The organism is Thermosulfurimonas marina (genome assembly GCF_012317585.1).
In the GTDB taxonomy this organism is placed as follows: Bacteria; Desulfobacterota; Thermodesulfobacteria; order Thermodesulfobacteriales; family Thermodesulfobacteriaceae; genus Thermosulfurimonas_A; species Thermosulfurimonas_A marina.
Map to the genome: position 1 here is coordinate 923,904 of NZ_CP042909.1, position 23,889 is coordinate 947,792.

The following is a 23,889-nucleotide window of genomic DNA, read 5'->3' on the forward strand; positions in this document are numbered from 1 at the left end:
CCTCCTTGGGCCGTCTTTTCACCTGCCGGGTACCTTTTTCTAGAAGGTGCCTCCCAGCTGGAAGTTCCAGTTGCTGCTGTCCTCGCCCGGCTTCCTATCTATATTCCATCCGAACTCGATGCGCAAGGGGCCCATAGGAGAAAGCCAGCGAATACCGAAGCCCACACTCTTGCGCAGTTCCGAAGAATCAAAGCCGTGGGCCTTGTCCCAGACGGTGCCGGTGTCGAAAAAGAGTACGCCCTTGAGGTTGATGCTCCGGATGAGGGTAAAGATGGTCTCGGCCTGAAGGAAGGCCATGCGGGTGCCCCCGATGCGCTCGCCGGTCTCCGGATCAATGGGGCTTACGTCCCCGTAGCGATATCCCCGAATGGAGTTGAGCCCCCCGAGGAAGAATCTCTCATAGACCGGGACCTTCTTGCCCGAGCCCTCGGTAATGTATCCGGCTCCCACATGGAGATGGGCTACAAGGTCGCGGGGGAGGGGCAGGGGGAAATAGAGGTGCCCCTGGTAGACCGTCTTCAGATATTCGCTATCTCCCCCTAGGAATTGGCCGGCCAGTTCGAAATCCAGCTGCTGGAGGGTGCCCTTGGTGGGGACAAACCAGCGATTGCGGGTATCGTAACTCAGCCCGAACTCTAGAGCACTGGTGATTTTGATGTCCAGGGATTGCTTGATGATGTCCGAAACGAAGGGATTGAGGTCCGAAAGTTCGGTGTCGTCATAGCGATAACCTCCGTAAACGCGAAGATCCGGGGTGAGGGGATAACCTATCCGGAAGCTTCCTCCGGAGGAGTCCCGGGTGAAGTCCTCGTATTCCCGGCTCCAGTTGTAAAGGGAAAGGCCCAGGGAGAACTTACTGTCCCGGAGGTAAGGCTCGAAGAAAGAGAGGGCATAGCGGCTAGAGCGGGTCCCCAGAAGGCCCTGAAAGGAAAGGGTCTGGCCCTTGCCCAGGAAGTTGCGCTGGGAGATCTGGCCCATGAAGATTAGCTTGTCCACAGAGCTGTAGCCGGCCCCGATGCTAAAGGTCCCGGTGGGCTGCTCCTTGACCTTGACCGTAAGATCCATGAGGTTTTCTTTGACCCCCTTTTCCTTCTCGATGGAAACGTCCTCAAAATAGCCCAGACGCCGCAGGCGGGCCTCGCTCTTTCTAAGACGGCTTGCGCTAAAGGGCCGCTGCTCCACCACCAGGAGCTCCCGGCGGATAACCTTGTCCCGGGTCTTGGTGTTGCCCACGATCTCAATGCGGTTCACATAAACCAGCGGGCCCCGATCCACCCGAAAGACCACCTTTACGGTGTGGGTCTTGCGGTCGGGCTCAAGTTCGGGTTTGACCTCCGCGTAGGCGTAGCCCTTGTCGGCAAAGAGATCGGCGATGCGGAGCTGGTCCCGCTTGAGGGCCTCCCGGCTGAAGTATTTTTCCTTAGGAAGGGTAAGCTCTTTGAAGATCCTTTCCCGGGGGTAAAGGTCCTGAAGGACCTCGATGCGGCCTACCCGATAGCGGGGACCCTCCTCGATGGGAATGGTTATGTAAACCCAGCCGCCTTTTTCTTTCACCTGGGGTTCTCCTACCCGGGCCTCAAGAAAACCGTGATTTTGATAGAAGTCCTCGATACGCTCCAGGTCCCGGTAGAGGAAGGGTCGGCTGTAGACCCCGGGCTCCGCGGCCGGCTCCGGGGAAACCAGACTCTTTACCGTGCGGACTGCCTTGCGGACCCAGGTTAAGGTCCCCTTCTCGCTCAGAGAAAGGAGCTTTTTGAGTTCCTTGTCCGAAAAGGCCCGGTTGCCGGTAAAGTCGATCTTTTTGATATAGAGCTTGTGGCCTTCCTTGATGTGAAAGACCACCTTTACCCGGCGGCCGGAAAGGGGCTTGATCTCCGGGGTCACCTCCGTGTGGTAATAGCCCTTCTGCTGATAGAGGGCCTTGATGATCTCGAGGGCCTTATTTACTTCCTTCAGGTTCAGGATGGAAAGGGGCTTGATTTCTATGACCTTTTTGAGATCGGCCTCACTTACGGCCTTATTCCCCTCAAAGACGATCTCCTGGATGACCGGTTTTTCAAGGACCCGATAGGTAAGGATCAGGCCCTCCTTTCCGGGGCGGGCCTCCACGGCCACGTCCTCGAAGTAGCCCAGTTTATAGATCTCTTTGATGTCCTTGCGGATCTTTTCCGGGTCCAGGAATTCTCCCGAACGGGTGGAGATCTTCTCCAGGATGACCTCTTGGTCCACCCGGAGGTTTCCGGCCACCTCAATGGCCTCCACTTTAGGTCGGGTAAAGAGGGCGGCCACCAGGGCCTCGGCGGCCTTTTTCTCCAGAAGGGGCCAGTCGGAAAGGGCCCCGGAGACATAAGTACTATAAATCTCCGGGTGCCCCCGGCGCTTTACGAAAAGATCCACGCTCACCTGTCCGCCCAGTTCTACCACCTGGCCCCAGGCCGCGGCCACAAAGTTTTCCTCCTCCAGGACCCGGCCCAGGTCCGCGGGGCGCTCCTTGCGGACCTCCACCCGAAATCCTTCGGCCCGCAGACGATCCACCAGGGCTTCTTCCAGACGCTTGAGAAGAAGGGTCCGCTCCCCCGGACCCCGGTAGGTCAAGTGATAGAGGATCACCGGCAGGCGGAGTTTTACCTGGGCCCGGGCCGGAAGAGAAAGGAGGATCAAGAGAAGGGCCAGAAGCTTAACCGTCCACCGCCAGAAGCTTTTCACGCGGAACCTCCCAAAGTCTTCCGGCCTCCAGCCGCAGGACCCGGTCCATACGGGCGGCCAGTCTCAAGTTATGGGTCACCACCACCAGGGTAGTAGCATATTTTTGGTTTAATTGCAAAAGGATTTCGGTCACCTCCCGAGCACTCTGGGGATCGAGATTTCCCGTGGGTTCGTCGGCGAGCACCGTGCGGGGCCCGAGCAGAAGGGCCCGAGCGATGGCCACCCGCTGCTTCTCCCCTCCGGAAAGGTCCTCAATGCGGTGCCTCAGGCGGTGGGAGAGCCCCAGGCGGGCGAGCAGTTCCGCGGCCCGGGCCCGGACCTCCTCCCGGGGGATCCCGCCCAGAAGGCCCGGGAGCATGACGTTTTCCAGGGTATCGAACTCGGGCATAAGGTAGTGGAACTGAAAGACGAAACCCAGATGACGGTTGCGGAAGGCCGAAAGGGTTTCGTCGGAAAGGGAGAGGATATCCTCTCCAAAATGGCGGATCTCGCCGGCGGTGGGCCTTTCGAGCCCCCCGAGGAGGTGAAGCAGGGTGGTCTTGCCCACCCCGGAAGGACCGATGATGGCCAGCTTTTCCCCCGGAGCCACCGAGAGATCCACCCCGGAGAGGATCTCGAGCTCTCCCTCGGGATGGACAAAGACCTTGCGCAGGCCCCGAACCTCGATAGCCGGAGGGTTAGCCATGGCGCAGGACCTCTGCCGGAGGGGTCTTGGCCGCCTGTCGGGCCGGAAATAGGGCCGCAAGCAGCGTAAGGACCAGGGCGGAAACTACAATGACCGTCACGTCCAGGGCCTCCACCCGCACCGGAAGATAATCCACGGGATAGACATCGCTGGGGAGATGAATCACCGGATACCGAGAAAGAAGGGCGGCCAGGGAAAGCCCCAGGGCCAGGCCGGCCCCGATCCCCAGGGCTCCCAAGAGAAGGCCGGAAAGAAGGAAGATCCGCAGGATCCGCCTTTCCGTGGCCCCCAGGGCCTTAAGCAGAGCGATATCCGGACGTTTCTCCGAGACCAGCATCACCAGAGCGGCCACGATGTTGAAGGCCGCCACCACCACGATCAGGGTGAGCACCACGAACATGCCCGTCTTCTCCAGCTTTAAGGCCGAAAACAGACTGCGATTCAGGGTCTGCCAGTCCAGAACATAATAAGGATAGCCCAGGCTCTGGGCCAGCCGACGCCCCAGACTATGGGCCTTGAAGGGATCTCGAAGCTTTATTTCCAGTCCCGTGACCCCGGAAAGGGCCAGGGCCTTCTGGACGGCGGAAAGGGAGGTATAGGCCACCGAAGAGTCGTAGTCGTAAAGACCGGTCTCAAAGATCCCGGCCACGGTAAAGGTCTTGAAGCGGGGCATGAGCCCCAGGGGAGTGACCCGGCCCCGGGGGACCAGAAAGCGCACCCGGTCTCCTACCGTAACCCCCAGCCTCTGGGCCAATCTCCGGCCGATCAGGAGGGAAGGGAGCCTTCCGGAGGCGGTATAATTTCCCGAAAGGAGTTTCAGGGCCCGCAGACGGGAGAGGACCTCCAGGGGCAAACCCTTCAAGAGGGCCCCGGACTCCCCGGCCCCAGAAAGAAGAAGGCCCTGTTCAGAGACAAAGGGATAGACCTCCTCCAAGGCCACGCCCTCTTTTTCGGCCAGAAGGCGCACCTTTTCGGCCACCCGTCGATACTCCACGAAGGGCCCGGAAAGTCGCTCAATAACCAGATGGGGGTTTACGGAGAGGATCTTTTCCTTGAGGATATCCTGAAAGCCGGTCATAACCCCGATGACCACAATGAGGGCGGCCACCCCGATGGCGATCCCGGCCACGGAGATATTGGCGATGAGGGCCGTGAGCCGGTTGCGTTTGCGGGAGAGTACGTAGCGCCGGGCCACAAACCAGTCAAAGCCCATCAGGCCTCCGGACGCAGGTGCGGAAAGAGGATGACCTCCCGGATGGAGGGCGCATCGGTAAAGAGCATGACCAGACGGTCGATACCGATACCCTCTCCGGCCGCAGGGGGCATGCCGTACTCCAGGGCCCGCAAAAAGTCCTCGTCAATTTCCGGGTGGATCTCGGGATCATCGGCCAGGCGCTTGCGGATCTGTTCCTCGAAGCGGGCCCGCTGGTCTCGCGGGTCGTTAAGCTCAGAAAAGGCGTTGGCGATCTCCCGCCCGGCGATAATCAGCTCAAAGCGATCAGTAATGGAGGGATCCCGGTCATTTCTTCGGGCCAGCGGCGAGATCTCCACCGGAAACTCGGTGACAAAGGTGGGCTGAAGGAGCTTGGGCTCCACCAGAACATCAAAGAGCTTGGCCCAGAGTTTCTGCAGCACCGGCTCCCGAGGGTCCACTTTAATGCCCCGTTCGGCGGCAAACTCGAGGACCCTCTCCCGAGATTCCAGGACCTCCTCCGGGACCCCACCGATCTCCACCAAGGCCTTCCGGTAAGGGATCCGGGGCCAGGGCGGGGTAAGATCGATGGTCTGCCCCTGGTAGACGATGCAGGTGGTCCCGTAGAGTTCCCGGGCCAGGCCGGAGAGTAACTCCTCGGTGCGCACCATGAGGTCCTCGTAGGTGGCGTAGGCCTCGTAGAATTCGAGCATGGTGAATTCCGGATTGTGCTGGGTGGAGACCCCCTCGTTGCGGAAGTTCCGGTTGAGCTCAAAGACCCGTTCGAACCCGCCCACCAAAAGCCTTTTGAGGTAAAGCTCCGGGGCGATGCGCAGGTAGAGTTCCCGCTCAAGCGCATGGTGATAGGTCTTGAAGGGGCGGGCCGTAGCCCCGCCGGGGATGGGTTGCATCATGGGGGTTTCCACCTCGAGGAAGCCGTGGGAGGTAAAGTAGTCCCGAATATACTGGATAATGCGGGTGCGGGTGAGAAAGATCTCCCGTACCCGGGGATTCATGATGAGGTCTACGTAGCGCATGCGGTAGCGCAGCTCGGTGTCCCGCAGGCCGTGAAATTTCTCCGGCAGGGGGCGGAAGGCCTTGGTGAGAAGCCGGACCTTACGAGCCAGTAGGGTGAGTTCCCCGGTCTTGGTGCGGAAGAGCGGGCCCTCCACCCCGATGATGTCCCCGATGTCGATATATTTTTTGAAGAGTTTGAAGGCCTCCTCGCCCAGTTCGTCGCGCTTGAAAAAGACCTGAAGGCGGCCGGAGGAGTCCTGAATATGGCCGAAGACCGCCTTTCCGAAGTCCCGCCAACTCATGAGGCGGCCGGCCAGGCGGAATTCGTCTCCCAGACGGGAGAGGGCCTCGTTGTCGTAGTCCCGGTAAAGTTCCTGAAGGGCTCCGGCCCGATCCGTGGGCTTAAAATCGTTAGGAAAGAGGGGATACCCTAAGGCCTCGAACTCTTCGGCTTTTTTGCGCCGAGCTTCCAGGACCGCGCTTTCCTCCTTCACCGCCGTCCTCCTTTCCAGGGATCTCGTGCCTCAAACCTTAGGCCTTTATGCGGAGTTTTTCAACCGGCGCAGGTGCCACCATTCGTAAAGCACGGGAAGGAGGACGAGGGTGACCAGGGTGGAGGTGACCAGCCCTCCAATCATGGGGGCGGCGATGCGGCGCATCACGTCGGCCCCGGTGCCTGAGGACCAAAGAAGGGGGAGAAGCCCTACCATGGTGGTAGCCACGGTCATGACCTTGGGACGCAGGCGCATGACCGCCCCTTCCAGCACCGCCTCCCGCAGGCTCTCCCGGGAAAGCCTCTTTCCCCTTCGAGAAAGGGCCCCGTCCAGATAGACCAGCATGACCACCCCGGTCTCCGCAGCTACTCCGGCCAGGGCGATCATCCCCACCCCCACGGCCACCGAAAGATGGTATTTGAGAAGCCAGAGGAGCCAGACCGAGCCCACCAGAGCAAAAGGCACGGAGAGCATCACCAAGAGGACCCGGAAAAGATCCCCAAAATGGAGGTAAAGCAAAAAGAAGATGAGAAAAAGGGTCAGAGGCACCATGAGAAGGAGCCGGTGCTTGACCCGCTGCAGGTAAAGGTACTGCCCACTCCACTCCAGGAAATATCCCGGGGGCAGGCGAAGCCTTTCTCGCACCAGGCGTCGGGCCTCGGCCACATAGCTTCCCACATCCCTTCCGGCCACATCCACATACACATAGCCCACCCGGAAGCCGTTTTCGTCTTTGATCATCGGAGGTCCTTCCCGGCGCTCGATGCGGGCCACCGCCGAAAGGGGGATCAGGGCCCCGGAGGGGGTCTTCACCAGTACCTGACCCAGGTCCTCCGGATCCTCCCGGAACTCCCGGGCATAGCGCACTAAGATCCCATAGCGCTCCCGCCCTTCCACGGTGTGATCCACCACCACCCCACCCACTGCGGCCCGGAAGGTCTCCAGCACCTCCCCTATCTGGAGTCCGTAGCGGGCGCAGGCCCTGCGGTCCGGAATCAGGTCCAGGTAGTAGCCCCCGGAGGTCCGCTCGGCGTAAACGCTGCGAGTGCCAGGGACCCTGCGCAAAAGGGCCTCCAATTCCTCCCCGATCCGCTGAATGGTAGAAAGATCCTCTCCGTAGATCTTGATCCCCACCGGAGTGCGCAGACCGGTGGTAAGCATATCGATACGGGCCTTGATGGGCATGGTCCAGGCGTTGGTCCAGCCGGGAAGATGCACGGTGCGGTCCAATTCCGCGATGAGTTTTTCCCAGGTGAGCCCGGGACGCCACTGATTGCGGGGTTTGAGGAGGATGGTGGTCTCCACCATGGAAAGGGGGGCGGGATCCGTGGCGGTCTCCGCCCGGCCCACTTTGCCGAAAACGGTTTCCACCTCTGGGATCTCCCGGATCAGCCGGTCCTGGAGCTGGAGAACGCGCACGGCCTCGGTAATGGAGATCCCCGGAAGGGTGGTGGGCATGTAAAGGATGGAGCCCTCGTTCAAGGGGGGCATGAACTCCGAGCCCAGGCTCCGCCACAGGGGGACGGTGGTGGCCAGAGCCAGGAGGGAGGCCCCCACCACGGCCCACTTGAAGCGCAGGGCCAGGCGCAGGACCGGCCGGTAAAGGGCGATGAGGAGGCGGGAGAGGGGGTTGCGGCCCTCGGGAAAGGCCCGGCGCACGAACCAGACCATGAGGGCCGGGGCCAGGGTGATAGAAAGGAGGGCCGCCAGGGCCATGGAAAAGGTCTTGGTATAGGCCAAAGGCTTAAAAAGCCGGCCCTCCTGGGCCTCCAGGGCAAAGACCGGAAGGAAAGAGACGGTGATCACCAGGAGAGAGAAGAAGATGGGTGGTCCCACCTCCCGGGCGGCCTTAAGGACGATCTCTCGCCGGGCCCCGGTCTCCCGTTCCAGGTGCTTGTGGGCATTTTCCACCAGGACAATCACCGCGTCCACCATGGCCCCGATAGCGATGGCGATGCCCCCCAGGGACATGATGTTGGCGGTGATGCGCAGGAAATACATGGGAATAAAGGAGAGGGCTACGGCCATGGGCAGCACGATCACCACCACCAGGGCCGAGGGCGGGTGGAGGAGGAAGAGGAAGACCACCAGAGAGACCACCACCATCTCCTCCACCAGGGTCTTTTTCAGGGTGTGGATGGCCCGGAGAATGAGGTCCGAGCGATCGTAGGTGATTACCAGTTTGACCCCGGGAGGGAGTTGGGGTTCGATCTCTCGCAGGCGCTCCTTGACCTTTCGGATGACATTCAGGGCGTTCTCCCCGTAGCGCATGACCACAATCCCGCCCACCACCTCGCCCCGGCCGTTGAGTTCCGCGGCCCCCCGACGCAGGGCCGGCCCCAGCTGGATCTCCGCCACCTGGCCCAGGGTGAGAGGGGTGCCGGTCTGAGGATCCTCCCGCAGGACCACCCGCCGCAGGTCCTCCACCCCCTTCACGTATCCTCTCCCACGGACAAAGACCTCTTTGCCGGAGATCTCCAGCGTCCGCCCGCCCACTTCGAGATTGGACCGCCGCAGGGCCTGGAGCACCTCCGGCACCGAGAGTCCGTGAACATAGAGTTTGACCGGATCAAGCAGGACCTGATATTCCTTGACAAAGCCCCCCACGCTGGCCACCTCGGCCACTCCGGGCAGGGCCTCCAGCCAGGGCTTGAGATAAAAATCCTGAAAGGTGCGCAGGCGGGCCAGGTCGTTCTTTCCGCTTTCGTCCACCAGGGCGTATTCGAAGACCCAGCCCACACCGGTGGCGTCCGGGCCCAGGGTAAGCCGAGCCCCGGAGGGCAGCCGGTCCCGGATCTGGGCCAGATATTCCAGTACCCGACTGCGGGCCCAGTAGAGGTCGGTGCCGTCCTTGAAGAGCACATAGATGAAGGCCTGGCCGAAATAGGAATAACCCCGCACGGTCTTCACCCGGGGCACCGCCAGGAGCGAGGAGATCACCGGATAGGTGATCTGGTCCTCCATGAGGTCCGGGCTCTGGCCGGGCCATTCGGCCACTACGATGACCTGGACATCGGAGAGATCCGGAATGGCGTCCAGAGGTACCCGGTGGAGGGCCCACCAGGCCCCGAAAAGAAGGAAGACCGTGGTGGCCAGGACCAGGGCCGGTCGGCGGCCGCAGGCCTCAATGATGGTGGTGACCACCGCCCCCTCCGGAAAAGCTCTCCAGGGCCGCCTTGAGGCGGCTTTCGGCGTCGATGAGGAAGTTGGCCGAGACCACCACCTCTTCCCCGTGCCGAACCCCGGAAAGCACCACCCGCTTTTCTCCCACCCGGGGGCCCACCTTCACCTCCCGGGGCTCAAAGTGTCCCAGGCCGGCACGCACGAAGACATAATAGTGCTCTCCCCCGTAGATCAGGGCCTCTTCGGGAAGCAGCATGCGCATCCCCAGCGGGATGCGGAAGGTCGCCTCGGCCCAGAGGCCCGGGCGAAGAAGGCCTTCGGGATTTCTCAAGGCCAGGCGCACCCGTCCCACCCGCAGGCGTTCCTCTACCCAAGGCAGGATCTCCTTCACCCGGGCGGAAAAGGCCTTTCGAAGCCCGGGAAAGCGCACCTCCACCGGGAGTCCCGGACGGATTTCCCGCAAAAGGTCTTGGTAGAGGTCGGCTTCCACCCACACCTCCGAAAGATCCGCAAGTACATAGGCCGTCTCCCCGGAGCGGAGGCGCTTTCCGGGAAAGACCCGGTTTTCTACCACATAGCCCCCGGCCGGGGCCCTTACCGGAAGGGCCCGCAGAGGACGCCCCCGCGCCCTGACCCGGGCCAGATCCCGGGAGTCAAACCCCCAGAGAAGGAGCCGCCTTTCGGCGGACCGAAGGGCCTGGCGGGCCTCCTCCAGGACTTCTGGAGAGGCCTTTTCCTTCTCCAGCCTTTTCACCCATTGGGCCGCCCGCAGCCACTCCTCCTCCGTAGCCAGCACTTCCGGAGCATAAAGGGTAAAGAGTACTTCCCCCCGGTGCACTCGGGCCCCGGTGTAAAGCCCCCGCACCTCCTCCACCCAGCCCGCCACCCGCAGGTGCACCCTGCGGAGCCTTTCCTCGTCGTAGGTTACTCGAGCCGGGGCCCGGTAAGTAAGGACCACCCTTTCATGCGTCACCCGAGCGGTGCGCACCCCGATAAGCTGGACTCGCTCCGGAGAGATCTCCACCGGCGCTAGAGGGAGCCCTTTTTGGCGGACGGGCCTTTCCTGGGAGGGGGCCTTGGAGACCGGAGGAGCCTCTTTTTGGAGGGGCACCAGATCCATCCCGCAAATGGGACACTTTCCCGGACGATCGCTGCGGTAGCTGGGGTGCATGGGACAGATGTAAAGGGTCTTTTTTTCGGCCCTTAAGACTCCAGGGCCTCCCAGGGCGAGGATCGCCGCAAGGACCAAGGCCGGCCATCTCATGGGATACCTCCTTCGGGCCCGGGAAGATCCGGAAAGAGGGGACGGGCCAGCAAGGACTCCAGTCCCGCCAGGGCCTTGAGATAGGAGGTCCGGTGCCGGAAGAGGCTCAGACGGGCCTCTAGCACCCGCCGGAAGGCCGAAAGCACGCTCTCCAGAGTCCCTCTTCCGGAGGCATAATGATCCCGGGCCGAGGCCAGTTCCAGTTCCGCCCGGGGCAGGATCTCCCGGGCGTAAAGGGCCCAAAGATCCCTTTCGGTTCGGGCCGCAAGCAGGAGATCTCGCAGGCGAAAGGCCAGCTCCCCCCGCACGTCCTCCAGGCTCTGGCCGGCGGCCAGAACCTCCTCTCGGGCCGCCTCCGCCAGGGGTCCCTGTTTGCGGCCCAAGAAAAGGGGCACCCCGAAGCCCAGTCCAAATTCATAGATCTCCGGAAGGGTTCCCCGGGAATGCCACCCGAAAAAGACCCGGAAGTCCGGACGTTTTTCCAGCTCCGCAAGCCGGGCCCCAAGCTCCTTTTCCCGGAGTTGAAGGCGAAAATCTTCCACCTCCGGCGTTCTCTCCAGGGCGGAAAGGAGGGTCTTTTCCGGCGGCAGCCCCGGGAGCTCCCTCGGAAGCTCCACGAGCGGCTCCGGGATCTTCCGGAAGAGAAAGCGCTTTTCCAGGGCGGCCACCTTGAGGGCCTGTTTTTCGGCGTTAAGCCGTAGGCGTTCCTCAAGGAAACTCCTCTGATTGGCTGCCCGGAAGATCTCGGCCTGCGCCCCGTGGCCGGTCTCGTAGCGAAGTCTCACGCTCTCTTCGATCTCCCGAAGAAGGACTTTCATCTCCTGAAGGGTGCGGGCCTCTTCCTCGAGATAGGCCAAATCCAGAAGCCCCTCGGCCAGGCCCCGCCAGTTCTGCCAGAGGGCCCGGCGATAGCGTGCCGCAAGACGCCGGGCCTCGAGCTCGGCCATCCGGGCCCGGAGGTGACGTTTCCCCGGCCAAGGGAGAGGCTGTTCCACCCGCACCCCGGCGGTGCTCATGGGTTCCTCCCCCAGGGTGTTAGCCGGGATGGGATCTCCGGCGTTGCGTACGGAAAGGACCACCCGGGGATCCGGGAGGGCCCCCGCAGGGGCTACCCGCTTTTTCTGGGCCCGTACCCGGCTGGCCAGGGCCGCAAGTCCCGGATGGGAGGCGACCATGAGGCGGCTGTAACGGGAAAGAAGGTCGGCCAGGGGTTCGGCCCGGGCGGCACTCACCGCCAAAAGGAAAAGAAAGAGGAGGGCGAAGAGACCCACCTGGCGCGGACGGCGGCGAGGAGGGGCTTTTTCCTCCCGGGAAAGTCCAGAGAGCCAGGGGGTGGGTCTTCCGGAAAGTCGCCTCCCGTAAAGGAACCGGCGACGAGAAAAGGTGGCCAGAAAGGAGCCTTTGGCCCGGGTAAGCGCCACATAAAGGAGGCGTCTTTCCTCCTCGGGGTCGCTTTCGGGAAGCACGGTGAGGGGCAAGATCCCTTCTTCGGCCCCGGCGAGCACCACGGCTTCGGCCTCCAGCCCCTTAGCCCCGTGAATGGTGAGCAGATTGACCCCTTGCCGGGAGGGCGAAAGGAGATCGCGGGTGGAGAGGAGAAGGAGCCGGGCGGAAAGCTCCTCGGCCGAAAGACCGGAAAGCCAGGCCCGGGCCCCGGGAAGGAGCCTTTCCACTTCGAAAAGGGCCTCTTCGGGCCTTTGGGTGCGGGAAAGAAGTCTTTGGGCCGTCTCCGAAAGCCGCTTGCGGGCCTCCTCGGCCTCCTTTTCGGGTTCGGCCACCGGAAGGCCTTCACGGGCGAGGGTTTCCTTCAGGGGCTCAAGGAGGGCCCGCAGGCGGGCGAGCACCAGGACCTCCCCCGGAGGAAGCCCCCTCCCCCGGGAACTTTCCATGAAGGCCCCGCCCAGAAGTTGGGCCACCTCCTTGGCCACCCCGATAGCCTCCGCCCTCTCGGAGGGAAAGGAAAGAAGCCGCACCTTTCCTCCGGATCTCTCGGCAGAAAGTCTTATTCCCTCCCCGAAAGGATCCTCCCGCAGGCCCTCGGCCAGCCGGAGGATCTCCTCCGGGACCCGGTAGCTCCTCCGGAGGTAGTGGACCCGGAGGTCGGGGAGAAATTCCCGCAGGAAGGCGTGCACGGTCTCCGGACGGGCCCCGCGGAAACCATAGATGGCCTGGGCCGGATCCCCCACCAGGAAAAACTCCGCCCGGGAAAAGGTGGTAAGAAATCGAAGGAGCTCCGGGGAAAGGTCCTGGTACTCGTCGATGAGAAGGGCGTAGCCCTGAAAGCTACGGCCGGAAAGCCTCTTAGGGACCTCCAGAAGAATCCGGAGGTAGTCGTAGAGGTCGTTCCGGGAAAGATAGCCCAGATATTCCTCCCTCAGGGGTTCGAATTCCGGGCGGCCGGCCCTCAGGCCCTCGAGGACCTTGCGGGGAGAGAGCCGAAGGCCGTGGCTCCGGGCCAGACGCCCGGCAATCTCCAGGGACTCCTCCTCGGAAAGAAGGCGGGGAGGGTGCCCCAGGGCCTCGGAAAGGAGATCATAGGCCAGGGCGTGAAAGGTCTCGGCCCGAACCGGAGCCGAAAGCCCGGAAAGCCTTTCGGTAAGCTCGGCCCGGGTGCGCACGGTAAAGGTAAGAAGGAGGATCCTTTCCGGAGGCAAGCTCGCTTCCAGGAGGTGGAGGGCTCGGGCCAGAAGGACCCGGGTCTTTCCCGCCCCGGGCCCGGCCACCACTAAGGCCGACCCCGGGGTCTCCACCGCCCTCTTTTGATCCTCATCTAGCCACATTAAAGACATTTTATACTTTGTCCCCCTCGCTCTACAATAAGACCTTGGAATTTCCAAAATTTTCGAAACCGGGAGAGTCCCGGAAAGGACTTTTTCGAGCCCGGAAGGGCAAAAGGGGTTATAATGGGAGGGCCATGGAGGTCCTGGAGATCGCCCGCAGGGTCTTAAGGATTGAAAGGGAGGGGCTTTTGGCCGTAGAGGCCAAGCTGGGGGAGGGGTTTTCCCGGGCAGTGGAGCTGGTCCTGGCCTCCCGGGGGCGGGTAGTGGTCACCGGGCTGGGAAAGAGCGGACTGGTGGGCCGGAAAATCGCGGCCACCCTCTCTTCCACGGGCACGCCCTCCTTCTTCCTGCACCCGGCCGAGGCCCTGCACGGGGATCTGGGGATGGTTACCGGAGAGGACGTACTTTTGGCCATCTCCAATTCCGGTCGTACGGAGGAGGTAAACCTCATCGCCCAGATTCTCAAGCGCCGGGGGGTACCGGTAATCGCCTTCACCGGGCGGCCGGATTCTCCACTGGCGGCCCTGGCCGACGCGGTGGTAGATATCGGGGTTCCCCGGGAGGCCTGCCCTTACGACCTGGCCCCCACGGCCAGTACTACGGCCACCCTGGCCCTGGGCGACGCCCTGGCGGTGGCCCTGGCCGAGGCGCGGGGTTTCTCTCCGGAGGACTTTCGACGCAACCATCCCGCGGGCTCTCTGGGGGAAAGGCTCAAGGTGCGGGTGGCGGAAATTATGCTCACCGGGGAGAGGATCCCCCTTACCCGCCTGGGGACCCTCATGACCGAGGCCCTTCCGGAGATGGACCGCAAGCGTCTGGGCTGTATCCTGGTGCTCGATGAGCGGGACCGCCTGCGGGGCATCATTACCGACGGGGACCTGAGACGGGCCCTGGTGCGTCACGGAGGGCTAACGGGCCTTCGGGTGGAGGAAATCATGACCCCGGAGCCCAAGCGCATCGAGGCCCACCGCTTGGCCTCCGAGGCCCTGGATCTCATGGAAAGGCACCTCATTACCGTGCTTCCGGTGGTAGATGCCGACGAGCGCCTGGTGGGCATCCTCCACCTCCACGACATCTTGGGCAAAGGGCAATTCAAGTTTACGGTCTGAGCTACTCCTGGGTCTTGGCCTTGCGGAGCTCGATCTCCCGCCGAATAAGGTAGCGCATAAGTTCCTGCCGTTTCCTCTCCGGAATGTGGAATTTGATGCCCAGGAGAAGGCCTTCCGGAGTCTCCTGGTGGCGCACCACCTCCGCCCGGGGAATTTCGATGACTCCGAAGGGTCGGGTGGCCGAAAGCATGAGCTCCAGGCGACCCTCGGTGAGAATCTCCCTTTCAGGGACCTTCAGGCTGGGACGAATAAGGGCCAGGCCCCCGGCACTAATATTCACGATGTCTCCGCTTATTTCTTTTTCTTTCCATTTAAAGACGGCCCGGGATCCCGGAGGGGTGGGCACCCGGTAGTACATGCGCCTTTCCAGCCGAAAGATCTCCGTGGGGCGGGTGGTGAAGATATACTTCTCGTTTCGGTCCTCCCCGAGGATCCGCACCCGAAAGAAATATTCGATGTTGCTGGCGTCCCGATAGATGACCCGTGCGGTGGCGAGTCCCGAGACCCAGGGCCGGGGATAGTCGAAGACCAGGCGCTCCTCATCCATATGGAGAAGCAGGGTGGGTCCGGAGCGAAAACCGCCGCTCACAAAGACCACCCAGTATCCGGCCTCCTGAATCTCTCGAAGGAGGATCTGGATGTGGGCCGGGTCCCGGTTGACCTCATATCCTCCTTCCCAAGGCTGCCACATCAGGCTTTGGCCTCCGCCCAGTTTCGCCCCCAGGCCAGGTTGACCTTGAGGGGCACGGAAAGGGGGTAGACCCCCTCCATCTCTTCTCGGACGATCTCCTGGGTCTGTTTAAGTTCTTCCTCCGGGACCTCGAGGAGGAGTTCGTCGTGGACCTGAAGGATGAGCCGGGCCTTGAGGCCTTCGGCCCGCAGGCGCCGGTCCACCTTCAACATGGCCAGCTTGATGAGGTCCGCTCCGGAGCCCTGAATAGGGGTGTTGATGGCCGTGCGTTCCGCAAACTCACGCACCGGTCTTTCCGGGGCCGCAAGTCCGGGAATGGGCCTCCGGCGCTTGAGAAGGGTAGTTACGTAACCCCTCTTCCGGGCCTCCTCCACCACCTCCTCCCGCCAGCGCCTTACTCCGGGATAGCGCTCGAAATACCTTTCCATGAAGGCCTGGGCTTGTTTATAGTCTATTCCCAGTTCTTTGGAAAGTCCGTAGGCACTCATGCCGTAAGCCAGACCGAAATTGATCACCTTGGCCAGGCGGCGCATCTCCGGAGTGACCTCCTTGGGCGAGACCCCGAAGATCTCCGCCGCGGTGGCCGCATGGATGTCCCGCCCTTCGGCAAAGGCCCGGCGAAGATTCTCGTCTCCGGAAAAATGGGCCAGAAGTCGGAGTTCAATCTGCGAATAGTCTGCGGAAAGGAGGACCCAACCCTCCTCGGCCACAAAGGCCCGCCGGATGAGCTCCCCTTCCTCCCCCTTGATGGGAATATTCTGAAGGTTGGGCTCCTCGGAGGAGAGCCTTCCGGTGGCCGTTCCGGTCTGGTTGAAGGTAGTGTGGACCCGGCCGGCAGCATCGGCCAGGCGCAAAAGGGGTTCCACATAGGTGGAAAGGAGCTTGTGCCGGGCCCGATAGCGCAGGAGCCGCTCCGGGAGGGGATGTCTTTCGGCCAGGGCCGAAAGGACCTCCACATCCGTGGAAAAGTCTGTACCTTTAGGGGTACGCTTTCCCCGGGGAAGGCCCAGCTTTTGAAAGAGGATGCGGGAGAGCTGTCGGCCGGAACGCAGGTTAAAGGGTTCTCCGGCCAGGCGATAGATCTCGGCCTCCAGCTCGGCGAGCTCCTGGCGGAGGTCTTCGGCCAGCCGCGAAAGATAGGCCCGGTCCACCCGTACCCCCACCCTTTCCATCCGGAAAAGGACGGCCGAAAGGGGGAGCTCCACCTCGAAAAGGAGCGGGCCAAGACCCGCGGCCTCCACCGCCTCGCGCAAAAGGGGCCCCAGTTCGGCCAGGGCCAGGGCCCGTTCCCCCATCCCCTTTCCGTCAAGAGAGGCCAGCCTGGCCCCCAGGTGTTCTTCGGCCAGGCCTTCCAGACTGTAGTCCCGGCGGGTGGGATCCAGCAGCCAGGCCGCCAGCTTCACATCCAGAAGTCCTTCGGCCTCCGGGGCCTCGCCGGCCAAATGATAGAGGGCCTTGAGATCGTGGACCACCCTTTCCAGCCCCGAAAAGCCGAGAAGTCGCCGGAGGGTCTCCGGCGAGGCCCTTTGGACCACCCAGGCCCGGCCCTCGGTAGCCACGGAGAGAGACAGAAGCTCTTTGGCGAAAAGACCCTCCCCGGGACGGGCCCAGAGCCCCAGCCTTTCCGAAGAAAGGACCTCTCGGGGTAGATCCTCTACGGTGACCACTTCCCCCAAGCTGAGTCTTTCCGCGGGAAGCTCCGCCAGAAGTCTCCGGAACTCCAGCTTGCGAAAGAGGGCCCGCAGCCGGGTCCAGTCGGGCTCCCGCAAACGATAATGTTCTAGCTCAAGAGGCACCGGAGCAGAGGTGGAAAGCTCAAGCAGCCTGCGGGAGAGAAAAGCCGCCTCCCGGCCCTCAGAAAGGAGCTTCCGCACCCGGGGCGGAGTCACCTCGTCCAGACGCCGGTAGATCTCCTCTAGAGACCCGAAGGCCCGGATGAGGGCCGCGGCGGTCTTCTCCCCGATACCCTTTACCCCGGGAAGATTGTCCGAGGGGTCTCCGGTAAGGGCCCGGAAGTCGGGGAATCTTTCCGGGGGGACTCCGTAACGCCGCTCCACCTCCTCCGGGGTATAGGTCTTTTCCCGCAAAGGGTCCCATAGATGGACCCGTTCACTCACCAGGCAGAGGAGGTCGCGATCTCCGGCCACAATGACCACCGGGTTCGGAAGGCGGACCGCCAGGGTGGCGATAAGGTCGTCGGCCTCATAGCCCGCAAGACTCAGGATGGGGACCCCCAGGGCCTCGGCTACCTCCCGGATATAGGGAAGTTGGACCACCAGCTCCTCCGGCATGGGCGGGCGGTGGGCCTTATAGTCTTCGTAGGCCTCGTGCCGGAAGGTGGGCTCCTTTTCGTCCAGACACAAGACCAGATACTCCGGCCGCACCTCCTTGAGGAGGCGCAAGAGCATCCGGGTGAAGACAAAAACCGCCTTGGTGGGAAGCCCCCAAGAGGTGGAAAGGGGCTCGCGGATAGCGTAGTGGGCCCGGTAGACAAAGGAGGTCCCGTCTATGAGATAGACGACCGGGCCCTCTCCGGCCTTAGGTAAAACGATTGAGGATCCAGGTGACGATCTCACTTTTGAGATTCATTTCCTCTTCCGGGGTCATGGTGGTCAGCCAGCGGAGGATCCACTTCTGGAGCCGGTTGAGATGGGTCTTGTTGAGCTTTTCCCCATAAACCATCTCCAGGGCCTGGAGGTACCAGACGAAGATGGCGTGGATGGGCATGTAGCGATATTCCATGGTAATGGGGTAGAGCACCTCGTAAAAGGCCCGGTTCTGAAACTTCTTGTCCGGCTCCCCGGTGAACTTGCGGATGGTGAGCCGGGAGACCGGCCCCTCCTCTCCGCTGGGCGGCTCCTCCCCCTGGAGATAGGCCAGGTTCTGCTGCAGGAGTTCGTACCGCTCCTGATGCTGGCGGATAATATTTTCCTGAAGGGCCATGAGGGCCAGGGGGTTTTCCCGCTCCCGGTAATATTTGGCCAGTTTCTGGCGTAAAACCGATTTCCGACTTCGACCACCCATTTTTGGATACCTCCCCACACAAGGTCTCCTTCAAAAAGACCACAAGGAGGCCTTTCTTTCAAGGTCTGCGGAGCTATTCAGGGGGAAAGGCCAAAAAGAAGGAGCTTTCTCAGGCCCCGACCCTGCGGAAGCGCAAAGGGAATCTCTCCCAGGATCTCCAGGCCCTCCGGTCGGCCGTAGGGTTCCACCTCCTGGCGCCAGAGATAGAAGGCCTGACCCGGGGGGGCAAGAAGGGCCCGGGCGTGGCGCACAAATTTCTCCACCGAACCGTAGCCCCGAGCCACCACCACCGGAAAGCGCTCCTCCGGGAAGGTGCGGCCTAGGTGGCAATTTACGGCCCGGATCCCGGAAAGACCCAGTTCGGCGATCATCTCCTCCAGAAAGGCTACCCGACCCGGATGGGCCTCATAGAGGACGATCTCCAGCTCCGGCCGGGCAAGCTTGAGGACCAGCCCGGGGATTCCGCCCCCGGGGCCCAGATCGGCCAGGGGATAGCCTCCCTCCGGAAGGAAGGCGGCCAGTACTAAGGCCTCAGAGACGGCGTAAAGGAGCCTTTCTTCGGGGCTCTTAAAGGCCGTAAGGTTTAACTCTTCGGCCCGGGCGGCCAGGGCCGAAAGATAGCGAAAAAGGGGATAGACCAAGGGCCGGGCCTCGAAGGGCAGTCCATATTCCTGCCCCATCTCCCCCAGGAGAAAAAAGGCCCTTTCCGGAGACCAGCTACCTTCCATGCCGGTGATCTAAGGCCGCCCGGATAAAGGAGGCAAAGAGGGGATGCGGCTCCATGGGCCGGGAACGGAACTCCGGATGAAACTGACAGCCCACAAACCAGGGATGTCCCTCAATCTCGATGATTTCTACCAGTTCTCCGTCCGGAGACAGACCGGCAATGCGCAGGCCTTTTTCGGTGAGGATCTCCCGGTACTGGTTGTTGAATTCATAGCGGTGCCGGTGCCGCTCAAAGACCTCCTCGCAGCCGTAAGCCCGGTGCGCAATAGTCCCCGGGACCAGACGACAGGGATAGGCCCCGAGGCGCATGGTCCCGCCCTTGTCGCACTTTTCGTCGCGGACTTCCACCCGCTGCGTACGGTAATTGAACCATTCCCGCATAAGATAGATCACCGGATGCGGAGTATCGGGGTCGAACTCCGTGGAATTGGCTCCGGAGAGCCCGGCCACATTGCGGGCAAACTCGATGACCGCAAGCTGCATCCCCAGACAGATCCCGAAAAAGGGGAGCCCCTTCTCCCGGGCGTAGCGGATGGCCTCCATCTTGCCTTCCGCCCCCCGGTAGCCGAATCCTCCCGGGACCAGGACCCCGTCCACCCCGGAAAGGAGCTCCGCCACGTTTTCGGGGGTAATCTCGTCGGCCGAAAGATAGCGAATGTTTACCCGGGCCTCGTTGGCCAGGCCCCCGTGCACCAGGGCCTCGTGTAAACTCTTATAGGAATCCTTGAGGTCCACATATTTGCCCACCACGGCAATGGTGACCTCTTCCCGGGGGTTTCGGTAACGCTGGACTAGCTCTTCCCAGGAGGAAAGGTCCGGCTCCCGGGTCCAGATGTTGAGAAGTTCTACGATCTTTTCGTCCAGCCCCTCCTGGTGAAAGACCAGGGGAATCTCGTAGATGCAGTCCACGTCCTTAGCGGTAATGACCGCGTCTTCTTCCACATTACAGAAAAGGGCGATCTTCTTTTTGACCTCCGGAGGTAAAAAGCGCTCCGTGCGGCAAAGCAGGATGTCGGGCTGGATTCCGATGGCCCGCAATTCCTTTACGCTGTGCTGGGTGGGTTTGGTCTTGAGTTCCCCAGCGGTCTTGATGTAGGGCACATAGGTAAGATGGATATAAAGGGTATTCTCCCGGCCCAGATCGTAGCGGAGCTGTCGAATGGCCTCCAGAAAGGGCAGACTTTCGATATCCCCCACCGTGCCTCCGATCTCAATGATGGCCACATCCACCTCGCTTCCGGCTAGCTGCACGATGGCGGCCTTGATCTCGTCGGTCACATGAGGAATGATCTGAACCGTACCCCCCAGGTAGTCTCCGCGGCGCTCTTTGGTGATCACCGAAAAATAGATCTTCCCCGAGGTGTAATTGTTCTTATGGCCCATGCGGGCGGAGGTGAAGCGTTCGTAATGGCCCAGGTCGAGATCGGTCTCCGCCCCGTCATCGGTGACGTAGACCTCCCCGTGCTGGAAAGGATTCATGGTCCCGGGGTCCACATTGATATAGGGGTCGAGCTTTTGGAAGGTCACGCGCAGGCCCCGGGCCTCCAGGAGGGCCCCGATGGCGGCCGAGGCCAGGCCCTTGCCCAGCGAAGAAAGGACCCCTCCGGTCACAAAGATGAACTTGGTGTGGAATCCACGCTTTTTCCTGCCCATCCAATTTTCTCCCTAAGGTTTCTCCGGTGTCTTTTCCGGGAGGCCTTCCCTGGATTTTCGACGAAACTCGGCATAAATCCGCTCCGAGCGCACTCCCCGAAGCTTAAGGGCCACCACCTTCTCCGGCAAAAAGGCCGGCCCCAGGGAGTGCACAAAGACCACCCCTTCCATCCGCCCCAGGCTCCGGCCCACTCCCTCGGCATAATATAGCACCACCAAGAGGGGCTCCGGAGGCCTTCGGGAAAGCTCGATCTTGAGGATCCGGTCCCGCGAATCCTCCGTCCAGAAGCTCAACTCCCCCACCGCTTTGCCGGCCGGGGAAAAAAGGGGATACCGGGAAAGGAGGCTCCGCCGGTGTTCCGTCCGGTAGTAACGGGCCAAAAGAAGGGCCAAGATCAAGATGACCAAAAAGACCAGATTCCATAGCGGATTCTTACGCATGGGTCTTTGCCTGGGAAGCTTTCTGAGGTATTTTAGCCCAAAAATCTGTGGGGGACAAAAAGTGGAAGAGCCGGTCTTCGATCCCCGGGAGCTTACCCTGGAGGACGAATTCGTCTTTGCCTGTCATCCCGGGGTGCCCTGTTTCAATAAGTGTTGTTACGACGTGCATCTGGTGCTTTCTCCTTACGATTTCCTGCGGCTGCGCCAGGCCCTGGGACTCTCTCCCGAGGAATTCCTCGAGCGCTACGGCGAGGCCTATATCGGGGAGGTCACCCAGCTTCCGGTGGTCTCGGTTTACATGCAAAGCCACGACTTTGCCTGCCCCTTCCTCACTCCGGAGGGCTGCCGGGTCTATGCCCATCGCCCTTCGGCCTGCCGCACCTATCCTCTGGCCCGCTTCCTCCGGGAGGATCGCGAAAGCGGCCGGCCCCGGGAGGTCTATCGCATCATCCGGGAGACCCACTGCAAGGGGCATTACGAAAGGCGCCCCATCACCGTGCGGGACTATATTGAGGAACAGGGGCTGGGACCCTATCTCCGCTTCAACGACCTTTTCGGAGAGGTGGTGGCCCGGCGCCAGGCCCACGCCGAAACCCCCCTTACCGGAGACCAGCTGGACTTGATCTTTCTGGCCCTTTACGATCTGCCGAACTTTCGGGAGGAGATCCGCCGGGGGCATCTGGCGGTGGATCTTCCCGGAGCGGTGGAGGAACTTCCGGAGGAGGCCTTGCTTGAGGCCGGAATCCGTTTCGTCCTCAAGGAAGTCCTGACCTTCGACTAACCGGGAGGCCCCTTGAAAGACCTTCGTCTTCGACTTTTCCTCTTAGGGATCCTTCTCCTCTGGGTCGGCTGGGCCCGGGCCCTTGAGGTCACCGTAGTGCGGGCCTTGGACGGGGACACTGTGGTCCTTTCCGATGGAAAGCGATTGCGCTACGCCGGCATTGACGCCCCGGAACTCCACCGGAAAGAGGGTCCGCCGGAGCCCTTGGCCCGCGAGGCCTGGCTCCTCAATCGCCAGCTGGTAGAAGGGCGTCGGCTGCGTTTTGAGCCCGCAGCCCGCCGGCGGGATCGCTACGGGCGTCTTCTGGGCTACCTCTTTCTGCCCGACGGGCGCCTGGTCTCCGAAGTCCTGGTCTCCCGGGGCCTGGCCTTTGCCTGCTTCTGGCCCGGGGCGGCCCGCTATCGGGAACACCTGCTGGCCGTCCAGAGGGAGGCCCTGGCTAAGGGGCGGGGAATCTTCGGGGTCCTGCGGGACACCGACCCCTATTACGTGGGCAACCGGGCCTCGCGGCGTTTCCATCGTCCCCACTGTCCCCATGCCCAACATATCCGCCGAAAGATTCTCTTTCACTCCCTCTATGAGGCCCTCTACGCCGGATATTGCCCGGCCCGGGGTTGTCGTCCCGGATTTCCGTGAATAAAGTAAATTCGGCCATGAAGGAGCTGGAAAAACTTCGCCAGGAAATAGACCAGCTGGATCGCCGGCTGCTCGAGCTCCTTCACCGGCGTTTCGAGTTGGCTAAGGCCATCGGCGAGATCAAGCGCCGGGAAGGACAGGGGCCCCTCGATCTCTCCCGGGAAAGGGAGGTGGTGCGCAAGCTCCTGGACCTCAACCGCGGGGCCTTTCCCGAGGACTCCCTGCGGGCGGTGGTGCTGGAGATCATCAACGCCTGCCGCCAGGCCCAGGAGCCTACCCGGGTGGCCTATCTGGGGCCTGAGGCCACCTTCAGCCACATGGCTGCCCTAGAGTTTTTCGGACACAGTACGGAATATGTCCCCCTAGAGTCGGTTCTCGACGTCTTCGAGGAGGTGGAAAGCGAACGGGCCCGTTTTGGAGTGGTCCCGGTGGAAAACTCCATCGAGGGCACGGTCTCCATCACCCTGGATGCCGTCTCTCAGTACCGGGTCAAGGTCTGCGGGGAGGTCTATGTGCCCATCAGCCACCACCTCCTCAATCAGACCGGCCGCAAGGAGGATATCCGCAAGGTCCTTTCCCATCCTCACGCCCTGGCCCAGTGTCGGCGGTGGCTGCGCAAGAATCTGCCCTCGGTGGCCGTGGAGGAGGTGGCCTCCACGGCGCTGGCCGCCCGCTGGGCGGCGGTGGACCCTTCGGTGGCGGCGGTGGCCAGCCCGCTGGCGGCCCGCACCTATCACCTCCAGGTGGTGGCCAAACACATCGAAGACTACCGGGGCAACGTGACCCGCTTCTGGGTCATCGGTAAGGAGACCCCTTCGCCCAGCGGCAGGGACAAGACCTCGCTTTTTTTCAGCGTCTCGGACCGCCCCGGAGCCCTCTATGCCGTCCTGCGGGCCTTTGCCGAACGCCGCATCAACCTCACCAAGATCGAAAGCCGTCCGGCCAAAAGTGAACCCTGGCGCTATCTCTTTTTTCTGGACTGTGAAGGGCATGTGGAGGATCCCGGCCTTTCCGAATGCCTGGAGGAGGTGCGGCGGCATTGTCTGCATCTGGAATGGCTTGGGTCCTATCCGCGGGGAGACCTCTAGGCCGCCGGGGGCGTCTGCTCCCCTGCCCCCACATCCTGGCCGAGACCTCGGCCTTGGCCGAAGAGTTAGTCTTCGAACACTACAGGCTTTCTCCCCGCCTTTTGCGGCAGATCCAATACGAAGCCCGGTTCCTGAAAGAAGGCTGGCCTTTTCCTGAAGAGGCCCTGGCGGTCCTGGTGCGGGGACGCCGACCCCGGGGGCCGGAATCCTACTGCATCTACTTCCCGTATGGAAGACCCCTTCCCTGCAGCCGGGCTTTTCTCCCGGCCCTTATGCTTTATATTTTTACCCACGAATTAGTACACATGGTGCGTTTTGCCCGTTACGAGGCCTCCTATTACCTGGGGGCCGAAAGGCGAGGCGAGGAAGAGGCCAGGGTCCACACCAAGACCCGGGAGATCCTGCGCCCTCTGGGACATTTCCCGGGTCTGGCCGAGACCCTGGAGCGTTTTGACCAAATCTATGCCAGGAGGTGAGGC

General features: G+C 62.1%; 18 protein-coding genes. 5 read left to right on the plus strand and 13 right to left on the minus strand.

The genetic code is table 11. From position 1 onward, the window contains the following. Positions 1–39: 39 nt before the first annotated feature. Genes bamA through FVE67_RS04995 form a run of 7 tightly spaced genes read right to left on the minus strand, consistent with a single transcriptional unit; the run spans position 40 to position 13,261 of the window. Entirely contained in the window at positions 40–2,706 is a 2,667-nt protein-coding gene (bamA, locus tag FVE67_RS04965) for an outer membrane protein assembly factor BamA (protein WP_168719536.1), read from the minus strand. Beyond that, entirely contained in the window at positions 2,678–3,391 is a 714-nt protein-coding gene (locus tag FVE67_RS04970; protein WP_168719537.1) for an ABC transporter ATP-binding protein, read from the minus strand. The genes bamA and FVE67_RS04970 overlap by 29 nt, the downstream gene beginning before the upstream one ends. After that, positions 3,384–4,604: an FtsX-like permease family protein gene (locus FVE67_RS04975; RefSeq protein ID WP_168719538.1), complete on the minus strand. Its 1,221-nt coding sequence runs from the start codon at positions 4,602–4,604 to the stop codon at positions 3,384–3,386. Before FVE67_RS04975 ends, FVE67_RS04970 begins: the two co-directional genes overlap by 8 nt. Then, the gene (lysS, locus tag FVE67_RS04980) at positions 4,604–6,094 is read right to left on the minus strand and encodes a lysine--tRNA ligase (protein WP_168719539.1); all 1,491 of its coding nucleotides are present in this window, start codon (positions 6,092–6,094) and stop codon (positions 4,604–4,606) included. The genes FVE67_RS04975 and lysS overlap by 1 nt, the downstream gene beginning before the upstream one ends. Positions 6,095–6,139: 45 nt before the next feature. Next, positions 6,140–9,238 (minus strand): efflux RND transporter permease subunit, encoded by a 3,099-nt coding sequence (locus tag FVE67_RS04985; protein WP_168719540.1) that lies wholly within the window; start codon positions 9,236–9,238, stop codon positions 6,140–6,142. After that, complete coding sequence (locus FVE67_RS04990) at positions 9,219–10,481, minus strand: efflux RND transporter periplasmic adaptor subunit (protein WP_168719541.1); 1,263 nt, start codon at positions 10,479–10,481, stop codon at positions 9,219–9,221. The genes FVE67_RS04985 and FVE67_RS04990 overlap by 20 nt, the downstream gene beginning before the upstream one ends. Beyond that, positions 10,478–13,261, minus strand: coding sequence for a UvrD-helicase domain-containing protein (locus tag FVE67_RS04995; protein ID WP_168719542.1), 2,784 nt, complete (start codon positions 13,259–13,261; stop codon positions 10,478–10,480). The genes FVE67_RS04990 and FVE67_RS04995 overlap by 4 nt, the downstream gene beginning before the upstream one ends. A 134-nt stretch (positions 13,262–13,395) precedes the next feature. Here FVE67_RS04995 and FVE67_RS05000 point away from each other — a divergent pair, with 134 nt between their 5' ends. Next, positions 13,396–14,370 (plus strand): KpsF/GutQ family sugar-phosphate isomerase, encoded by a 975-nt coding sequence (locus tag FVE67_RS05000; protein ID WP_168719543.1) that lies wholly within the window; start codon positions 13,396–13,398, stop codon positions 14,368–14,370. 1 nt (position 14,371) lies between these two features. Here FVE67_RS05000 and FVE67_RS05005 read toward each other — a convergent pair whose 3' ends face one another. From FVE67_RS05005 to FVE67_RS05030, 6 genes are all read right to left on the minus strand, one after another. Then, positions 14,372–15,061, minus strand: a complete 690-nt coding sequence (locus tag FVE67_RS05005; RefSeq protein ID WP_168719544.1) for a flagellar brake protein — start codon at positions 15,059–15,061, stop codon at positions 14,372–14,374. Continuing rightward, the gene (gene polA / locus FVE67_RS05010; RefSeq protein WP_168719545.1) at positions 15,061–17,637 is read right to left on the minus strand and encodes a DNA polymerase I; all 2,577 of its coding nucleotides are present in this window, start codon (positions 17,635–17,637) and stop codon (positions 15,061–15,063) included. Before polA ends, FVE67_RS05005 begins: the two co-directional genes overlap by 1 nt. Continuing rightward, a complete protein-coding gene (locus FVE67_RS05015) occupies positions 17,600–18,085 on the minus strand; it encodes a hypothetical protein (protein WP_168719546.1) in 486 nt (161 codons plus the stop codon). Before FVE67_RS05015 ends, polA begins: the two co-directional genes overlap by 38 nt. Positions 18,086–18,162: 77 nt before the next feature. Beyond that, complete coding sequence (locus tag FVE67_RS05020) at positions 18,163–18,813, minus strand: RsmG family class I SAM-dependent methyltransferase (RefSeq protein WP_168719547.1); 651 nt, start codon at positions 18,811–18,813, stop codon at positions 18,163–18,165. Beyond that, positions 18,803–20,464: a CTP synthase gene (gene pyrG, locus FVE67_RS05025; RefSeq protein ID WP_168719548.1), complete on the minus strand. Its 1,662-nt coding sequence runs from the start codon at positions 20,462–20,464 to the stop codon at positions 18,803–18,805. Before pyrG ends, FVE67_RS05020 begins: the two co-directional genes overlap by 11 nt. Before the next feature lie 12 nt (positions 20,465–20,476). Then, positions 20,477–20,905: a hypothetical protein gene (locus FVE67_RS05030; protein WP_168719549.1), complete on the minus strand. Its 429-nt coding sequence runs from the start codon at positions 20,903–20,905 to the stop codon at positions 20,477–20,479. A 61-nt stretch (positions 20,906–20,966) separates the two neighbouring features. On the opposite strand from FVE67_RS05030, the gene FVE67_RS05035 reads away from it, so the two are divergent. Genes FVE67_RS05035 through FVE67_RS05050 form a run of 4 tightly spaced genes read left to right on the plus strand, consistent with a single transcriptional unit; the run spans position 20,967 to position 23,886 of the window. Next, positions 20,967–21,686: a YkgJ family cysteine cluster protein gene (locus FVE67_RS05035; RefSeq protein ID WP_168719550.1), complete on the plus strand. Its 720-nt coding sequence runs from the start codon at positions 20,967–20,969 to the stop codon at positions 21,684–21,686. 12 nt (positions 21,687–21,698) lie between these two features. Continuing rightward, a complete protein-coding gene (locus FVE67_RS05040) occupies positions 21,699–22,322 on the plus strand; it encodes a thermonuclease family protein (protein ID WP_168719551.1) in 624 nt (207 codons plus the stop codon). Positions 22,323–22,339: 17 nt separating this feature from the next. Then, positions 22,340–23,410 carry a prephenate dehydratase gene (gene pheA, locus FVE67_RS05045; protein ID WP_168719552.1) on the plus strand — a complete coding sequence of 357 codons (1,071 nt, stop codon included), beginning with the start codon at positions 22,340–22,342 and terminating at the stop codon, positions 23,408–23,410. Beyond that, positions 23,377–23,886: a hypothetical protein gene (locus tag FVE67_RS05050; protein WP_168719553.1), complete on the plus strand. Its 510-nt coding sequence runs from the start codon at positions 23,377–23,379 to the stop codon at positions 23,884–23,886. The genes pheA and FVE67_RS05050 overlap by 34 nt, the downstream gene beginning before the upstream one ends. The last annotated feature ends 3 nt before the right edge of the window (positions 23,887–23,889 follow it).